The following is a 16,219-nucleotide window of genomic DNA, read 5'->3' as shown; positions in this document are numbered from 1 at the left end:
CGTTGATGTTACATAAAACGTGTCTGAATCGTTTCTGTTCGACGTATGTAATCTATTATCACTCTTAACGAATCGTCTGCGGTGTGACCACGCGACGCGCGCCAACGTAGTGCTCCTGCCAATAATCTTCACTCAACTTGCTGATACGAATATCTGACCCTGTCCGCGGCGACTGAATAAATTTCCCTTCACCCAGATAAACCCCGACGTGATCGGCTGCGCCACGATTATTGATGCGGAAGAAGACCAGATCGCCACTTTCCAGCTCACTCTTTTTAATCGGAGCGGCATCACGCAGGTGATACATTTCGTTTGCGGTGCGTGGAATTTGGATCTTAACGACATCTTTGTAGGCGTAATAAACCAGTCCGCTACAGTCGAATCCGGTAAAGGGAGAGGAACCGCCCCAGTGATAAGGCTTACCTATCTGACTCATCAACTTATTCATTGCGGTTGTTTTGGCATGTTGATAGCGTTTTTTATGCGCGGCGCTTAGCGCCATTCCTTTTTCTGTCGGTGCTGGATTCTTATCCGCTTTCCCCTTGAGTGCGGTCTTCTTCAGTCCTGTTTTGACTCTGGCTTGGGCGGTTGTTTGTTTCTCTTCTTCAGGCTTCAGCTTTTTAAGATTTTTTTTCACTAGCGCGGGCGTGCTGCTTTGCGTTCGTGACGGTTTTTTTTCTGTCACTTTGCTCGCGGTACGGGATTTGGTTTTATTGCTGACTGCGGTAGGTTCTGGTTTTTTGCTTTTGATCGGCGTCGGGGATTTAGCATTACCCTTTGTTTGGCGGCTTTTCTTATTCGTTTCTGCCACGGCGCTTTTCTTCGGCGCAGAATGCGGGGTATGCGGCGCAGCCTGAACCACGTTCAGGGATAGGTTGCTGAAAAATAATATAAAAAGAGTAATAAATAAGCGCATAATAACAGTGACCGAACATAATCCTTAACTCGCTCAATCCTCACAGTATTCCTGAAAACGGCGTCATAAAAAAGTGGGCACGGTCGCTTTATTCATACAGAATAGTGAAAAAACGTTAATAGTTATTTTTTCGATTGATTTATCAGCGTTTTCTGGCGTTGATTTCATCAATGATGAATACCTTCGGGAAAAATAACCCTACAAAAAATGGCGTTTTTTTGTGGCTAGTGGCATCGGTACAATATCACTGAGTCAATGTCGCTGTCGTAGCACCTCTGACGGCGGCTCATGGCTAGCGTTTTGGACGTTAGCCATCCTATAGAATTAAGGAAGCAAGAAGATGACGACACCGACAATTGAAAAAATTCAGCGCCAAATTGCTGAAAACCCGATTCTGCTGTACATGAAAGGCTCCCCGAAATTGCCAAGCTGCGGCTTTTCCGCACAGACTGTTCAGGCGTTGTCTGCCTGTGGCGAACGTTTTGCGTATGTTGATATTTTGCAGAACCCAGACATTCGTGCTGAACTGCCGAAATACGCGAACTGGCCGACATTCCCGCAGCTGTGGGTTGACGGTGAGCTGATTGGCGGTTGTGATATCGTGATGGAAATGTTTCAGCGTGGTGAACTGCAACCGCTGATCAAAGAAACGGCAGACAAATACAAAGCGCAGCAGGCCGATCAAGAGTAATGCTTTTGTCTGGCGTAATGACGATGTCAAATGTTGTTACGATGCGTGCGTGAATCCTTCAAACGGGTGCTTTTATGGCACCCGTTTTTTTGATCTCAATCTTTTCAGTCTTCGGCTGAGGCGTCTTCCAGCGAATTTTCTTCCAGTGCAATCGGCCATCCGCCCAGACGTTTCCAGCGGTTCACCAACTCACAGAACAGCAATGCGGTCTGGTTGGTGTCATACAGCGCGGAGTGCGCCTGACTGGAGTCAAACGCTATTCCTGCGGTAATACAGGCTTTAGCAAGAACCGTTTGGCCTAACACCAGCCCGCTAAGTGCTGCGGTATCGAAAGTGGCGAAAGGATGGAACGGATTACGTTTCAGGCTACAGCGCTCCGCTGCTGCGGCCATAAAGCTATGATCGAATGTGGCATTATGCGCCACGATAATCGCGCGGTTGCAGCCCTGATCTTTGATCCCTTTACGCACGACTTTGAAAATTTCATGCAGCGCGTCATATTCGCTCACTGCGCCACGCAGCGGATTGGTAGGGTCAATGCCGTTAAACGCCAGTGCGGCGGGTTCCAGAATCGCACCCTCAAATGGTTCGACATGAAAATGTAGCGTTTCATCTGGCTGTAACCAACCGTCTTGATCCATTTTTAATGTTACCGCCGCAACTTCCAGCAAGGCATCGGTTTTCGCATTAAATCCGGCGGTTTCAACATCAATCACTACCGGGTAAAACCCACGAAAACGGCCGCTCAGGGCGTTCAGATCACTTTTATCAGCCATTTTTCTCTTAATTGTTAGCAAAACGCAGCGCGCATTATTGCAAATTTTGACTGGAGATGCAGCATGCCGTTGTGGTTTCAAACAGCGGAGGTAGCAGAAGAAGGGGAAGAACAGGTGCCGATGCAGCACCTGTAGAATGCGGGAGAATTAGTGACCGATGCCGTTGCCGGCGTGGGCGTTCTCGATCAATTCGATTTTATAACCGTCTGGATCTTCGATGAACGCGATCACGGTTGTGCCGCCTTTAACCGGGCCCGCTTCGCGCGTTACATTGCCACCCGCTTTGCGGATTCGCTCACAGGTTGCGGCAACATCGTCAACGCCCAATGCGATATGACCATAGGCGTTGCCCAGATCATAGCTGTCGACGCCCCAGTTGTAGGTCAGTTCGATAACCGCACCTTCGCTCTCTTCGGTATAACCGACGAAAGCCAACGTGTATTTGTATTCGGTATTCTCGCTGGTGCGCAGCACGCGCATACCTAGGATTTGGGTATAGAAATCGATAGAACGTTGTAAATCGCCAACACGCAGCATGGTGTGAAGTAAGCGCATAGTGTCCTCGTTAAAAAGTGCAACAAAGAGGAAAGTATAGCGTTGTGGCTCTACCGAGTCCAAGCTGTTGGGATGATGCTAAAAATGCGACACTACGGTGAGGTTTGTGTTAAAACGTACTATCAGGAGGGGTAAATAGCGCGTTGGGTCACTTTTAGACTGCCTGATGTGTAAAAAAAATCGTCAGTTATTACAATGGTTACCTAATTATTTTCATTGTGACTGTCCGTTTGGGCTTGCCAGCGGTAAAGAACAGGGCTTCAATAAATAGAGTTGTCGCAGGAGGTGTTGTGCCAGAGCAACTTGAACTCTTTGTTGTCCCTAATCCATGTCGTGGTATTTGTCAGGCGGATGAAGGCGGATATTGTCGCGGTTGCTTTCGCAGTCGTAATGAGCGCTTTAGTTGGGGCCAAATGAGTGATGCGCAGAAACAGGATGTGCTGCGTTTGTGTCGGCAGAGAATGAAACGCTCACAGCGTTCAGAGAAATCCGATACACCGGCAGAGTCCCGTCAGCCATCGTTGTTTTAAGTTATCTTGTCTTAGATGATCTATTTACGTGAAATTTTGTTTAAGCAACGCAGGAGCGTTCGATTGAATAAAATAAGCCTGAGATCATTTTTAAAAGACTTTTATTTGATAGAATCCATTCCATGATGGAGCTATTTTTACAACAATAAAGTCATTTTTTATTCTTATAAATCAGAGTTGATTGCAATCCAGGGATATAACTTAGCGTGCTAACAATAAGGAGAGGTGATGGAATTGCCATTAGGATCTGATTTAGCCCGTCTGGTGCGCGTATGGCGTGCGCTGGTCGATCATCGATTAAAACCACTTGAACTGACTCAGACGCATTGGGTCACGTTGCATAACATATACCATCTACCCCCTGGGCAGTCGCAGATTCAACTTGCCAAAGCGATAGGTATTGAGCAACCCTCATTAGTCCGAACACTGGATCAGCTTGAGGAAAAAGGGTTAATCACTCGCCACGTTTGTGCGCACGATCGTCGGGCAAAACGTATTATGCTGACCGAATCAGCAGAACCAATCATACAGGCAGTCAATGGTGTAATTAGCCATACACGTAGTGAAGTATTATTTGGAATTACGCCGGAGCAGGTTGATGAATTAGCGCTGCTGGTTTCGCGTCTTGAGAAAAATATATTGGCATTACATGAAAATCAAGCGTAGCTAAATTTGGGTTACGCAGAGGGAGAATTAAATCCCGGTAATATCACCAGTACTGATTATTGGTTATTTATTCCGGGAGTTGATTATTCGTTGTGACGATCGCCGCGGAGAATGGCGATCGTCACACAGCATTAGCGTGGGGAAACGGTAATACTGCGGCCATTGCTGGCCATGGCAACGCGTTGACCTGCGCTGAATTTCGTATCGCCTTGTTTCTGTACCACCATAATGGTACTGCCATCATCACGGCGAATTTCCAATTCTACGCCCTGTGTGCGGTTCAGCGCACCCGTGGCGCTTTGTCCCGCTACACCACCGGCTACTGCGCCAGCTGCTGTCGCTAGACTACGACCGGAACCGCCGCCGATAGTGTTGCCCAGGAAACCACCCAGAACAGCACCGCCCAGCGCGCCGATCACGTTAGAATCTTCTCCCGCCTGAATTTGAACCGGACGCATAGAAACAATCGTACCGTAGGTCACGGTTTGTACCTGCTTAGCTTCGGAGGCGCTGTAAACATCACCTGAAAGCGTACTGGTATTAGCACAACCAGCCAGCGTGATACCAGCAAGGGTAACCACAAGTAAACGCTTCATCATAATACAAACTCCTTAATTGCGAATATGTCGGGCTGGCTCAGCCTCGGCCGACGCAGTGTTATACCAATAAATTATGGTCTGGCTCAGTGTAGTATGCCACTCTTTTTACTCTTTTTTTCAGAATATAATAGTGCGCTTAAATTGCGTATAAACAGAGCAGTAAATAGTACGAGAAAGGGCTTTTTTTGTAGCAAATATTATCAAAAATCCCTATTTGGTTAAAACCTAACCCGTGTGGCAAAAACGTAAAAAATTTAATAATTCAGCGTGTTAACGTGCTACTTTTATTCTCGACGTAACGGTTGTTATCGGTGTTCTCTTTTTATCCCACAGGGGCAAAGGCTATATAATGAGATCAGGCAGATATATTGGCGTAATGTCCGGCACCAGCCTTGATGGTGTGGATGTTGTGCTAGCCGCGATTGACGAACATACGGTTGCTCAGCAGGCCAGCTACTGTCACCCGATACCGCAGGATATCAAAATGGCCATCCTGGGGATGTGTCAGGGGCAGGCGGTGACGCTGTCGGCGCTGGGGCAGTTGGATACACGTCTGGGCATCTTGTTTGCCGAAGCTGTGCTGACGTTGCTTAAAGAGACGGAATTGAGGGCTCAGGATATTACCGCGATTGGCTGCCACGGGCAGACGGTCTGGCATGAGCCCACGGGCGATGCGCCTTGTACGTTGCAGATCGGCGATAATAACCGCGTTGCTGCCTTGACTGGCATCACGACCGTAGGGGATTTTCGCCGCCGCGATTTGGCTTATGGCGGGCAGGGCGCCCCGCTGGTGCCATCGTTCCACCATGCGTTGCTATTGCATCCTGTCGAACGACGTATCGTGCTCAACATCGGTGGCATCGCCAATCTATCGCTGCTGGTGCCGGGTGCGCCCGTGCGCGGTTACGACACGGGGCCCGGGAATATGTTGTTGGATGCTTGGATCTGGCGGCACTGCGCGCAACCGTATGATAAAGACGCCGTGTGGGCGATGAGCGGTCAGATAAATCCGCTATTGCTACGCCGAATGTTGACCGATCCTTATTTTGCGTTGCGAGCGCCCAAAAGTACCGGACGTGAGTATTTCAATCTGGGCTGGCTGGAAAGAATGCTGGCTGGCCTGCCGCCGATAGCGCCGCAGGATGTTCAAGCGACGCTGGTTGAGTTAACGGCTATGAGCATTGCTGAACAGGCGCTGTTGGTCGGTGGATGCGAACGCTTACTGGTTTGTGGCGGTGGCGCACGTAATCCGCTCATCATGGCGCGTCTCTCGGCGCTGCTGCCGGGTATCGAAGTCAGCACGACGGATGAATGCGGCGTGAGTGGCGATGATATGGAAGCGCTGGCGTTTGCCTGGCTGGCTTCTCGCACGCTATCAGGGCTGCCGGGCAATCTGCCGTCCGTCACGGGGGCGAGTCAGGAAACGGTGTTAGGCGCGATTTATCTGGTCAACGCGGATTAATCAGATTTTGCCGAGAGGTTCATGGTTATCCTCTTGTTAAACTTAAATGAGCGGCAGCGCCAGTTGCCGCCATCGACAAGAATGACAGGAGAAAAAATGAAACGATTGCTGACGGGGACAGCGCTGATTCTGCTGAGCGGATGCAGCTATTTTGGCCATAAACAGACGGTGGAAACGCTGCATTATCAGTGCGGCACCATGCCGCTAACCGTGACGCTACAGCAGGGCGGTGAAGCGACTTCGCAGGTGAGTTTCCTGCTGGACGGTGAACGTCTCACACTCCCTCAAGTGGTATCCGCTTCTGGCGTCAGGTACAGCAATGACACCTACACATTCTGGAGCAAAGGCGATCATGCATTTATCCAACGGGGTGAACGAGTTATCATAGACGACTGTGTGTTGGCTCCGATGTAACTGATGCCGCATGCTAGTGGTGTCGCTGCTGATTGCGATTTTTCGGGTACGGGAGCAAAATGGGATTTTCGCCCGCTTCTGGCCCGACATTGCGACAGCAGGATATTATGACTCAGGAACGCTCCCCTTCTGACGGTTCTCCTCTTATTCAACCCGCCGATATTGCTGACATCCGCCGTGAATACACGCGTGGCGGGCTTCGCCGTAGCGATCTTCCCGCGAACCCGCTGGATTTATTTGAACGCTGGCTGAAGCAGGCCTGCGACGCAAAACTGGCCGATCCTACCGCGATGTCCGTCGCGACCGTTGATGAGCACGGGCAGCCTTACCAGCGTATCGTTCTGCTGAAACACTATGATGAGAAAGGCATGGTGTTTTATACCAATATGGGCAGCCGCAAAGCCCATCATCTGGAAAACAATCCACGCATCAGCCTGCTGTTCCCTTGGCATATGCTGGAGCGGCAGGTAATCGTGCTGGGACGCGTAGAGAAGCTGCCAGCGCTTGAGGTGCTGAAATATTTTCACAGCCGCCCGAAAGACAGCCAGATTGGCGCGTGGGTATCAAAGCAGTCCAGCCGGATTTCAGCGCGTGGCGTGCTGGAAAGCAAATTTTTGGAATTGAAGCAAAAATTCCAGAATGGTGAGGTACCTTTGCCCAGCTTCTGGGGTGGCTTCCGCGTCGTTATCGATTCTGTTGAGTTTTGGCAGGGCGGCGAACACCGCTTGCATGACCGATTTTTCTACCAGCGGCAGGACGAGGGCTGGCAGATCGATCGTTTAGCGCCTTAATCGCGAAATATCCGTGTTAAACGCTGGCGCTCCTATCATCAGCACTTTATCCTATGAGGTTTCGCGTTGACTGGGCATTGCGCGGCGATATGGCGTTCATAGTCGGTTGCGTAACGTCATGCAGCAGCGAAATTATCATGCGACAGCAGACAGGTATGCTGCGCATCTCTCACGGCATTGTGCGTAAACCCAATGGGAACGTAACGGCCTATTTTTATAAAAATGGAGTTATCGATGGCGAGTAGTAACCTGATTAAACAATTGCAAGAGCGGGGCTTGATTGCCCAGGTGACGGATGAGGAAGCGTTAGCAGAGCGGCTGGCGCAAGGGCCAATTGCACTGTATTGCGGTTTTGATCCCACCGCTGATAGCTTGCATTTGGGGCATCTGGTGCCGCTGCTCTGCCTGAAACGTTTCCAACTGTCTGGCCACAAGCCGGTTGCGCTGGTTGGCGGTGCCACGGGGCTGATCGGTGACCCAAGCTTTAAAGCCACCGAGCGTAAGCTGAACACGGCTGAAACCGTGGGTGAGTGGGTAGAGAAAATTCGTCGTCAGGTTTCTCCATTCCTGGATTTTGACTGCGGCAAAAACAGCGCGATCGCCGCCAATAACTACGATTGGTTCGGCAATATGAACGTGCTGGATTTCCTGCGTGATATCGGCAAACACTTCTCCGTTAATCAGATGATTAGCAAAGAAGCCGTCAAACAGCGTTTAAACCGCGATGACGTCGGTATTTCGTTCACCGAGTTTTCTTACAACCTATTGCAGGGATACGACTTCGCCTCGCTGAATAAGCAGCATGATGTCGAGCTGCAAATCGGTGGTTCTGACCAGTGGGGCAACATCACGTCTGGTATCGACTTGACGCGCCGCATGAACCAGAAACAGGTTTACGGTTTGACCGTGCCGCTGATCACCAAATCTGATGGGACGAAGTTCGGTAAAACGGAAGGCGGCGCAATCTGGTTAGATGCCAGCAAGACCAGTCCTTACAAATTCTACCAATTCTGGATCAACACGGCAGATGCCGATGTGTACCGCTTCCTGAAATTCTTCACGTTCATGAGCCTCGAAGACATCGATGCGTTGGAAGAAGAAGACAAAAACAGCGGCAAAGCTCCACGCGCGCAGTATGTGCTGGCGGAAGAAGTGACCCGTATGGTTCACGGTGAAGCGGGTCTGGAAGCGGCTCGTCGTATTACACAAAGCCTGTTCTCTGGCGCATTGCAGGATATGACGCAGGACGATTTTGCGCAGCTGGCGCAGGATGGTATGCCGATTATCGAACTGGAAAACGGTGCTGATTTACAACAGGCGCTGGTCAGTGCTGAGCTAGTACCGTCACGCGGTCAGGCCCGTACGATGATCGCTTCGAATGCGGTAACCATTAACGGCGAAAAACAGGCCGATCCTGAATACACCTTCAGCGATTCTGACCGTCTGTTTGATCGCTACACCTTGCTGCGTCGCGGCAAAAAGCACTACTGCCTGATCTGCTGGAAAGCATAAGCATCACCGATAAGGGAGCGCGAGCTCCCTTTCTTCTTGTAAGTTGAGGCGCACAGGCGCTGGCAAGGATTTGAGTCATATCTAATGAAAAACATACTTTCCATCCAGTCACATGTCGTTTTTGGTCATGCTGGTAACAGTGCGGCAGAGTTTCCGATGCGTCGGATGGGCGCAAACGTTTGGCCGTTGAATACGGTGCAGTTTTCGAACCATACCCAATACGGTCACTGGACGGGGTGTGTGATGCCAGCCAGCCACCTGACCGACGTGGTGCAGGGAATTGCGAACATCGACAAACTGAAGACCTGTAATGCGGTATTGAGCGGCTATATCGGTTCCGCCGAGCAAGGGGAACATATTCTGGGTATTGTTCGTCAGGTGAAAGCGGCCAACCCTGATGCGCTGTACTTCTGCGATCCCGTGATGGGTACGCCGGAGAAAGGCTGTATCGTCGCGCCCGGTGTGTCTGATTTCCACTGCCAGCAGTCGCTGCTAGCGGCCGACATTATCGCGCCGAATCTGCCTGAACTGGAACTGCTGGGTGGTCGTACCGTGCATAACGTGGCAGAAGCCGTGGAGACTGCGCGTGCCCTGTGTGAAAAAGGGCCAAAAATCGTTCTGGTGAAGCACCTTAGCCGAGCGGCCACGCGTGAAGACAGCTTTGAAATGCTGCTGGTGACGCCGACGGATGCCTGGCACATCAGCCGCCCGCTGGTAGAGTTTGAACGTCAACCTGTCGGTGTGGGCGATTTGACCAGTGGATTACTGCTGGTGAACTTGCTGAAGGGCGTGGCGTTGGATAAAGCCTTGGAGCACACCACGGCGGCGGTCTATGAAGTCATGCTGGTGACGAAAGAGATGAATGAATATGAGCTACAGTTGGTTGCAGCTCAGGATGGGATTGCCAATCCGCGTCATCACTTCCAGGCGATTCGCCTGTCGTAAAACGTATAACGCCCCGAAATTCGGGGCGTTATTGCATGTTAACCTTTCAACCTTTCAACCTTAAGCGCGGTAACGACGGAAGGGCGCTCGGCAATGTGGTCGAGGTAAGCCGCCAGCGCAGGGTAGCGGAACATATCCAGTTTTAGCGACTGCGCCCAGCGCATCACGGTAAACAAATACGCATCGGCGATACTGAAGCGGTTGGCGACCAGATAGTTCTGTTCACTTAACACCAGATTGATATAACGGAATTTGACCTGCAAATACTCCATCAGCAGCTCTTTATACGTTTCCGGCGTACCAGGACGGAAGAGCGGCGTAAACGTTTTGTGCAGCTCAGCAGAGATGTAATTCAGCCATTCGAGCGTATGGTAGCGCGCCATACTGCCGGTAGGGGCGATAAGGTTACAGTGCGGAACCAGATCGGCAATGTACTCAGCGATAGCGACGCCTTCAGTCAGGACAGACCCATCATCCAGCTCTAACGCTGGCACCATCCCTTTCGGGTTGATGAACGTATAGTCGGTTCCACGCTCTGTCTTTTTCGTGCTCAGATTGACCTTCTCCAGCTTGAATTCCAGCTTGGATTCAATCAAAACAATGTGTGTAAAAAGAGAACTGCTTTCAGCTTTGTAAAACAGTTTCATGGAAACCCCTTCCTATTATTATTTTTCCACCAACACATGCGCTGATGATTGTTGAATAACGACATGTCGTTTTTTTACAACAAAACGTAACGGGAGAGTGTGAGGCCTCTTGCAAAATACTCCTTATGTATGATTTTCGCGTGAAATTTTGGCGATTTTTGCGGCGTAAAACCAAATTTTCATACGTCATTCTGGGGCGATCTTGCTGATTTTAACGAAGACGATCGATAAAGCCGTATCGCGTGTGACACATGCCGCTTTTGACTGGGGCGAAAACAGCTGCGCTATGGGTTATGAAGGCGACTTCTGGGTTGGCAAGAACGCGATAGGCAGATGGGAAAGAGGAGAGGTCAGGGTGGAAGCGTCAAATAAAATGATGCTGTTAATTTTTGAAGCCAATACGGTGAAATCAGCCGCGTGGGAGATGTTTTTCGACGCATGATTTATAGCGGTTAATTAATCATTACTAAATCTCTTGATAAGAAAAATTTCATTAGTGACTGATTTCGTATTTTTCATGATACCGTCGATTTAAGTTATTCCCCCATGGTTAGCGTCTAATGGATATTTAAAATAAAAAATAGGAAAAGGTATGAAGGGGAACTATTTCAAAGTGAAGTTGATTATACTACCCCTTTATTTATTGCATGTAATAAAGGAGGAGTAGTTATGTCAAAAGGTTTCCGTAGAGCGTGCGCAATATTAATGAATAGCGATATTTCCAACTATACGTTACGTCTCGTCGACATTTTTTCTATCAGTGATGGAAAAATCAATACGCTTCCCGAGTAATTATTATCATCACATCAAGACACAGATAATACGCTGACAAAAATCGGATAAGCCATGCCAGTGTGTTAGGTGGCTCATGTTTGCTAATAATGTGTATTGTCTGATTCTATTTATTATCATGAGGTTACTATGAAAAAGAACAGGTTATTGTTTTTTATAGCCTTGGCTATTCTTCTCGGGATTATTGTCGGCGGGGCCTGTCATGCTTTATTAACGGCGCAGGAAGCCAAAGAGGTCGTATCCTACTTTAATTTAGTGACCGATGTTTTTCTTCGCCTGATAAAAATGATTATTGCACCATTGGTATTTGCAACGCTGGTCTCTGGTCTTGCTAGCATGGGGAACTCTTCTTCCGTCGGCCGAATAGGGCTGAAGGCGATGGTATGGTTTATTTGTTCTTCTGTGGTTTCCCTTTTTATTGGCATGATGTTAGCAAACATCTTCGAGCCAGGCGTTGGAATGAATCTCGCTATTCCAAGTACGCCAATAGCGGTAGAGACGGGTGTAAGTACCGGTGGATTTACACTGAAAAGCTTCATTGCTCATATATTCCCACGCAGCATTGTCGAAGCGATGGCGAATAATGAAATATTACAGATCTTGGTGTTCTCCATGTTCTTCGGTTCCGCGCTGGCTTTTGTGAAAGGCCAGAATAAACATGCTGTCACGATGGAATCGATGATAGAGGAACTGGCGAAAGTGATGTTCCGGGTGACAGACTATGTCATGCGGTTAGCGCCTCTGGCGGTATTTTCCTCGCTGGCGTCTTCTATTACGACCGAAGGCCTAGGGCTGCTCCTCGACTTTGGCAAGGTCATTGGCGAGTTTTACCTTGGGCTGGCGCTGCTATGGGGGCTCATGTTCGGTGCTGGGGCGATGTTCCTCGGTAAGAAAGCAACCTGGGGCCTGATCAAACTGCTGCGCGAACCCAGTATGCTGGCATTTGCCACCGCCAGTAGCGAAGCGGCTTACCCGAAAACGATGGAAGCGCTGAGCGAATTTGGCGTTCCCAAAAAAATCACCAGCTTTGTACTCCCGTTGGGGTATTCCTTTAACCTTGTCGGCTCCATGATCTATCAGGCTTTTGCCATTCTCTTTATCGCACAGGCTTACAATATTCACCTTAGCCTGACGCAGCAGACCTTAATTCTGCTGACGCTGATGATCACCAGTAAAGGTATGGCTGGCGTGGCGCGTGCCGCGGTCGTGGTGGTAGCCGCCACCTTGCCGATGTTCAGCTTACCCGAAGCGGGCATTTTGCTGATTATTGGTATCGATCAGTTCCTGGACATGGGCCGCACGGCGACCAATGTGATTGGTAACGGTATGGCGACCGCGGTTGTTGCCAAACTGGAACGAAACCATGACCTGGAAGAGCAAGACCATGCCGACGAAGAAGCACCCGTGATGGCAACTGGAAATGTCTAAATTAACGTCAGGTTAATGCACTGAGACAGACGGCCTTCGGGCCGTTTTTCTTTCCTCTCCTCGCTCTCTGCCATACGTTACCGTGACTGTTTTCCATTCCACTCGCGTTTATTCTGACTTGCCTCTTTTCAATAGCTAACGGCTATCGCTGCGTTCATATCGTCTTGTTGCAAAAACGTTATTTTTTGTTTGTGTTATCTTTAAATAAGACCGTAAGCTCAGGCTGGTTATTGATTAATCGCCCGATGCAGAATAACGAACATACCCGAAAAACAAGTTCATTTGGGAGGAAGCATGTCATCACACCTTCGCGACACTTGTCTGGACACACTGACGGTACAGAAGCAGATTTACCATTATTACAGCCTGCCGAAGGCGGCGAAAACGCTTGGCAACATCGATAAATTACCGAAATCGCTCAAGGTGCTGTTGGAGAATTTATTGCGTCATCAGGACGGCGACACGGTAGAGCAGGACGATCTTCAGGCGGTCGTGGACTGGCTGAAAACGGGTCACGTTGACCGGGAAATTGCCTATCGTCCCGCGCGTGTGTTGATGCAGGACTTTACCGGCGTGCCTGCCGTGGTCGATCTGGCGGCAATGCGAGCGGCGGTGAAACGACTGGGCGGCGATGTGAATAAGGTTAACCCGCTGTCGCCGGTCGATCTGGTTATCGACCACTCGGTGACGGTTGACCACTTCGGCGATCGTCAGGCGCTCACAAATAACACGCAGCTCGAAATGGCGCGTAACCGTGAGCGTTATGAGTTTTTGCGCTGGGGACAAAATGCTTTTAGCTACTTCAGCGTCGTGCCGCCGGGAACCGGGATTTGCCATCAGGTGAATCTGGAGTATCTCGCCAAGGCCATCTGGTACGAAAAGCAGGGCGACAAGCAGTTTGCTTATCCTGATACGCTGGTAGGAACCGATTCGCATACCACGATGATTAACGGTTTAGGCGTGCTCGGCTGGGGCGTCGGCGGGATAGAGGCTGAGGCAGCGATGCTGGGGCAGCCTGTTTCGATGCTGATCCCTGATGTGGTCGGCGTCAAGCTAAGCGGCAAGATGCGCGAAGGGATCACGGCAACCGATCTGGTCCTGACGGTCACGCAGATGCTGCGTAAACACGGCGTGGTCGGCAAATTTGTGGAATTTTACGGTGATGGGCTGGATTCGTTGCCGCTGGCGGATCGCGCGACCATCGCCAATATGGCACCGGAATATGGTGCGACCTGTGGCTTCTTCCCTATCGACCAAATTACGCTGGATTACATGCGCTTGACCAACCGTGCGGAAGAACAAATTGCGCTGGTGGAAGCCTACAGTAAGCAGCAGGGGCTGTGGCGTAATGCGGGTGATGAACCGGTATTTACCAGCCAGCTTGCGCTGGATTTGGCGACGGTGGAAACCAGTCTGGCAGGGCCGAAACGCCCACAGGATCGTGTGCCTTTAGCGGGCGTGCCAGAAGCCTTTAAAGCCAGCCGGGAGCTGGAAGTCAGCACGGTGAAGAACCGTTCTGACTATGAAGAATTCACGCTGGAAGGCGAGACGCATCGTTTACAGCAGGGGGCCGTCGTGATCGCCGCGATTACTTCCTGCACCAATACCTCCAACCCGAGCGTGCTGATGACGGCCGGGCTGCTGGCAAAAAATGCCGTTGAGCGCGGTCTGAAAACCAAGCCGTGGGTTAAGACCTCGCTGGCACCGGGCTCGCGGGTCGTAACCGATTACTATGATAAAGCGGGATTGACGCCGTTCCTCGACGAACTGGGATTCAATCTGGTGGGCTACGGCTGTACTACCTGTATCGGTAACTCCGGCCCGCTGCCGGATGCGATTGAAGCGGCGATAAAAGAAGGCGATCTGACAGTCGGGGCCGTGCTGTCAGGCAACCGCAACTTTGAAGGCCGTATTCATCCGCTGGTGAAGACGAACTGGCTGGCGTCACCGCCGCTGGTGGTCGCGTACGCGTTGGCAGGGAATATGAACGTCGATCTGACGCAAGAACCGCTGGGTGAAGATCGTGATGGGAAAGCCGTCTACCTGAAAGATATCTGGCCGTCGACTAAAGCGGTGGCGGATGCGGTATTGAACGTCAGCGCGGGAATGTTCCACAAACAGTATGCCGCCGTGTTTGAAGGCACGCAGGAGTGGCAAGATATTGAGGTCGACGACAATCCTACCTATCAATGGCCGGAAGAATCGACCTATATCCGCCAGACGCCTTTCTTCCTGGATATGGGGAAAGAACCTGAGCCAGTTCAGGATATCCACAACGCGCGCATTCTGGCGATGCTGGGCGATTCGGTGACAACTGACCATATCTCACCAGCAGGCAACATCAAGCGCGATAGCCCGGCAGGAAAATATTTGCTGGAGCGCGGCGTCGAAACGGCGGAGTTCAACTCTTACGGTTCACGGCGCGGTAATCACGAAGTGATGATGCGTGGGACGTTTGCCAACATCCGTATCCGTAATGAAATGGTGCCGGGTAAAGAGGGTGGCTATACCCGTCATATCCCGTCGCAGAATGAGATGACGATCTATGACGCGGCGATGCGCTATAAGGACGACAATGTCCCGCTGGCGCTGTTTGCCGGGAAAGAATACGGCTCCGGCTCCAGCCGTGACTGGGCAGCAAAAGGCCCGCGCTTGCTGGGTGTTCGCGTGGTGATTGCTGAATCGTTCGAACGTATTCACCGTTCTAACCTGATCGGGATGGGGATTCTGCCGCTGGAATTTCCCGATGGTGTGACGCGTAAAACGCTGCAATTAACTGGTGACGAGCAGATTTCGATTACGGGATTAAATCAGCTGACGCCGGGGGCAACGGTCGAGGTGAATATCACTGATGCTGATGGCAATACGCAGACGATCAAGACCCGCTGCCGCATCGACACCCGCAACGAACTGACCTACTACCAGAACGACGGCATTCTGCACTACGTTATCCGCAATATGCTGTAATTTTATGTCTCGCCACCGAGGGCAGAAAGCCTGCTCTCGGTGGATTCACTCAATTCGAAATATAGCGGGTACATCAATAATAAGCGGCTTCATCCTTTCTAAGCGGTACGCTTCGGACACTGCCGTTGGTAAACGCTATCGCAGACACGACGCTTCTTCGTAAATCACCGTATTTTTTCGATTGCAGGATATACCTGACGACGTATGTGCTGTCGTCTAAAAAGCGGTAAAAAGAAGGAGGAATGCACAGTTCGCCCTGTGTAACGACTACGCTGGGATTTTCATACAGCGTCCATTCCTGTGGCTGAGCGGCTCTTGTGCTAATCGCAATAAGAGTGGGTTGGTAATCCTGAGCATCGCTAACTAAAAAGCAGAGATCGCTTCCCACTTGTCTGACTGATGTCAATTCGTCTGGCTTCAAGCGATCACCCGAACCGGGGCAACCGACAAGAAGAAAACTCGTCACTATAAGCAGAAACGCAGACAATTTTGCAGTAAATGTCATCGTTAATTCCAGGGAAAGAACTG

General features: G+C 50.5%; 17 protein-coding genes. 11 read left to right on the top strand and 6 right to left on the bottom strand.

Features of this window, described 5'->3' with window-relative positions; all coding sequences use genetic code 11:
• Nucleotides 1-64 precede the first annotated feature (64 nt).
• Nucleotides 65-916: a C40 family peptidase gene (locus EIP93_RS12985; RefSeq protein WP_095699709.1), complete on the bottom strand. Its 852-nt coding sequence runs from the start codon at nt 914-916 to the stop codon at nt 65-67.
• A 340-nt stretch (nt 917-1,256) separates the two neighbouring features.
• Between EIP93_RS12985 and EIP93_RS12980 the strand changes: the two genes are divergently transcribed.
• Nucleotides 1,257-1,607: a Grx4 family monothiol glutaredoxin gene (locus EIP93_RS12980; protein ID WP_039359317.1), complete on the top strand. Its 351-nt coding sequence runs from the start codon at nt 1,257-1,259 to the stop codon at nt 1,605-1,607.
• Between the two features lie 104 nt (nt 1,608-1,711).
• Here the strand turns inward: EIP93_RS12980 and rnt are convergent, their stop codons facing one another.
• Entirely contained in the window at nt 1,712-2,383 is a 672-nt protein-coding gene (gene rnt / locus EIP93_RS12975; protein WP_039279581.1) for a ribonuclease T, read from the bottom strand.
• A gap of 147 nt (nt 2,384-2,530) precedes the next feature.
• Nucleotides 2,531-2,938, bottom strand: a complete 408-nt coding sequence (gene gloA / locus EIP93_RS12970; RefSeq protein ID WP_010276601.1) for a lactoylglutathione lyase — start codon at nt 2,936-2,938, stop codon at nt 2,531-2,533.
• A 290-nt stretch (nt 2,939-3,228) separates the two neighbouring features.
• Between gloA and EIP93_RS12965 the strand changes: the two genes are divergently transcribed.
• Both EIP93_RS12965 and slyA read left to right on the top strand, forming a co-directional pair.
• Nucleotides 3,229-3,468 carry a DUF1289 domain-containing protein gene (locus EIP93_RS12965; protein WP_072012993.1) on the top strand — a complete coding sequence of 80 codons (240 nt, stop codon included), beginning with the start codon at nt 3,229-3,231 and terminating at the stop codon, nt 3,466-3,468.
• A gap of 228 nt (nt 3,469-3,696) precedes the next feature.
• Nucleotides 3,697-4,134, top strand: a complete 438-nt coding sequence (gene slyA, locus EIP93_RS12960) for a transcriptional regulator SlyA (protein ID WP_010276609.1) — start codon at nt 3,697-3,699, stop codon at nt 4,132-4,134.
• Between the two features lie 131 nt (nt 4,135-4,265).
• Here the strand turns inward: slyA and EIP93_RS12955 are convergent, their stop codons facing one another.
• Entirely contained in the window at nt 4,266-4,733 is a 468-nt protein-coding gene (locus EIP93_RS12955) for an outer membrane lipoprotein (RefSeq protein WP_005972534.1), read from the bottom strand.
• A 349-nt stretch (nt 4,734-5,082) separates the two neighbouring features.
• Between EIP93_RS12955 and anmK the strand changes: the two genes are divergently transcribed.
• The 5 genes from anmK to pdxY all read left to right on the top strand — a co-directional run bounded on the left by anmK (nt 5,083) and on the right by pdxY (nt 9,857).
• Nucleotides 5,083-6,195: an anhydro-N-acetylmuramic acid kinase gene (anmK, locus tag EIP93_RS12950; RefSeq protein WP_125232807.1), complete on the top strand. Its 1,113-nt coding sequence runs from the start codon at nt 5,083-5,085 to the stop codon at nt 6,193-6,195.
• Between the two features lie 96 nt (nt 6,196-6,291).
• The gene (locus EIP93_RS12945; protein WP_125232806.1) at nt 6,292-6,609 is read left to right on the top strand and encodes an MliC family protein; all 318 of its coding nucleotides are present in this window, start codon (nt 6,292-6,294) and stop codon (nt 6,607-6,609) included.
• Between the two features lie 107 nt (nt 6,610-6,716).
• Entirely contained in the window at nt 6,717-7,400 is a 684-nt protein-coding gene (gene pdxH, locus EIP93_RS12940) for a pyridoxamine 5'-phosphate oxidase (RefSeq protein WP_039471966.1), read from the top strand.
• Between the two features lie 234 nt (nt 7,401-7,634).
• Nucleotides 7,635-8,912: a tyrosine--tRNA ligase gene (gene tyrS / locus EIP93_RS12935; RefSeq protein ID WP_010302304.1), complete on the top strand. Its 1,278-nt coding sequence runs from the start codon at nt 7,635-7,637 to the stop codon at nt 8,910-8,912.
• Between the two features lie 84 nt (nt 8,913-8,996).
• Entirely contained in the window at nt 8,997-9,857 is an 861-nt protein-coding gene (gene pdxY, locus EIP93_RS12930) for a pyridoxal kinase PdxY (protein ID WP_044205042.1), read from the top strand.
• 38 nt (nt 9,858-9,895) lie between these two features.
• Here the strand turns inward: pdxY and gstA are convergent, their stop codons facing one another.
• Nucleotides 9,896-10,504 carry a glutathione transferase GstA gene (gstA, locus tag EIP93_RS12925; protein ID WP_107332741.1) on the bottom strand — a complete coding sequence of 203 codons (609 nt, stop codon included), beginning with the start codon at nt 10,502-10,504 and terminating at the stop codon, nt 9,896-9,898.
• A gap of 202 nt (nt 10,505-10,706) precedes the next feature.
• On the opposite strand from gstA, the gene EIP93_RS12920 reads away from it, so the two are divergent.
• From EIP93_RS12920 to acnA, 3 genes are all read left to right on the top strand, one after another.
• Nucleotides 10,707-10,946 carry a hypothetical protein gene (locus tag EIP93_RS12920; protein WP_103940089.1) on the top strand — a complete coding sequence of 80 codons (240 nt, stop codon included), beginning with the start codon at nt 10,707-10,709 and terminating at the stop codon, nt 10,944-10,946.
• Nucleotides 10,947-11,425: 479 nt separating this feature from the next.
• Nucleotides 11,426-12,724, top strand: coding sequence for a dicarboxylate/amino acid:cation symporter (locus EIP93_RS12915; protein WP_105879734.1), 1,299 nt, complete (start codon nt 11,426-11,428; stop codon nt 12,722-12,724).
• 294 nt (nt 12,725-13,018) lie between these two features.
• Nucleotides 13,019-15,691 (top strand): aconitate hydratase AcnA, encoded by a 2,673-nt coding sequence (acnA, locus tag EIP93_RS12910; protein ID WP_125232805.1) that lies wholly within the window; start codon nt 13,019-13,021, stop codon nt 15,689-15,691.
• A 73-nt stretch (nt 15,692-15,764) separates the two neighbouring features.
• Here the strand turns inward: acnA and EIP93_RS12905 are convergent, their stop codons facing one another.
• Complete coding sequence (locus EIP93_RS12905; protein ID WP_103860491.1) at nt 15,765-16,196, bottom strand: putative T6SS immunity periplasmic lipoprotein; 432 nt, start codon at nt 16,194-16,196, stop codon at nt 15,765-15,767.
• Nucleotides 16,197-16,219: the final 23 nt, after the last annotated feature.

This window comes from Pectobacterium versatile (genome assembly GCF_003932035.1).
GTDB lineage: Bacteria > Pseudomonadota > Gammaproteobacteria > Enterobacterales > Enterobacteriaceae > Pectobacterium > Pectobacterium versatile.
This window is presented reverse-complemented; position numbering and strand designations above follow the sequence as displayed.

Excerpts from the sequence above, each read along its gene's own strand:
- EIP93_RS12985 (WP_095699709.1), bottom strand. The coding sequence starts at position 916 with ATGCGCTTATTTATTACTCTTTTTATATTATTTTTCAGCAACCTATCC.
- EIP93_RS12980 (WP_039359317.1), top strand. The coding sequence starts at position 1,257 with ATGACGACACCGACAATTGAAAAAATTCAGCGCCAAATTGCTGAAAAC.
- rnt (WP_039279581.1), bottom strand. The coding sequence starts at position 2,383 with ATGGCTGATAAAAGTGATCTGAACGCCCTGAGCGGCCGTTTTCGTGGG.
- gloA (WP_010276601.1), bottom strand. The coding sequence starts at position 2,938 with ATGCGCTTACTTCACACCATGCTGCGTGTTGGCGATTTACAACGTTCT.
- slyA (WP_010276609.1), top strand. The coding sequence starts at position 3,697 with ATGGAATTGCCATTAGGATCTGATTTAGCCCGTCTGGTGCGCGTATGG.
- EIP93_RS12955 (WP_005972534.1), bottom strand. The coding sequence starts at position 4,733 with ATGATGAAGCGTTTACTTGTGGTTACCCTTGCTGGTATCACGCTGGCT.
- anmK (WP_125232807.1), top strand. The coding sequence starts at position 5,083 with ATGAGATCAGGCAGATATATTGGCGTAATGTCCGGCACCAGCCTTGAT.
- EIP93_RS12945 (WP_125232806.1), top strand. The coding sequence starts at position 6,292 with ATGAAACGATTGCTGACGGGGACAGCGCTGATTCTGCTGAGCGGATGC.
- pdxH (WP_039471966.1), top strand. The coding sequence starts at position 6,717 with ATGACTCAGGAACGCTCCCCTTCTGACGGTTCTCCTCTTATTCAACCC.
- tyrS (WP_010302304.1), top strand. The coding sequence starts at position 7,635 with ATGGCGAGTAGTAACCTGATTAAACAATTGCAAGAGCGGGGCTTGATT.
- pdxY (WP_044205042.1), top strand. The coding sequence starts at position 8,997 with ATGAAAAACATACTTTCCATCCAGTCACATGTCGTTTTTGGTCATGCT.
- gstA (WP_107332741.1), bottom strand. The coding sequence starts at position 10,504 with ATGAAACTGTTTTACAAAGCTGAAAGCAGTTCTCTTTTTACACACATT.
- EIP93_RS12915 (WP_105879734.1), top strand. The coding sequence starts at position 11,426 with ATGAAAAAGAACAGGTTATTGTTTTTTATAGCCTTGGCTATTCTTCTC.
- acnA (WP_125232805.1), top strand. The coding sequence starts at position 13,019 with ATGTCATCACACCTTCGCGACACTTGTCTGGACACACTGACGGTACAG.
- EIP93_RS12905 (WP_103860491.1), bottom strand. The coding sequence starts at position 16,196 with ATGACATTTACTGCAAAATTGTCTGCGTTTCTGCTTATAGTGACGAGT.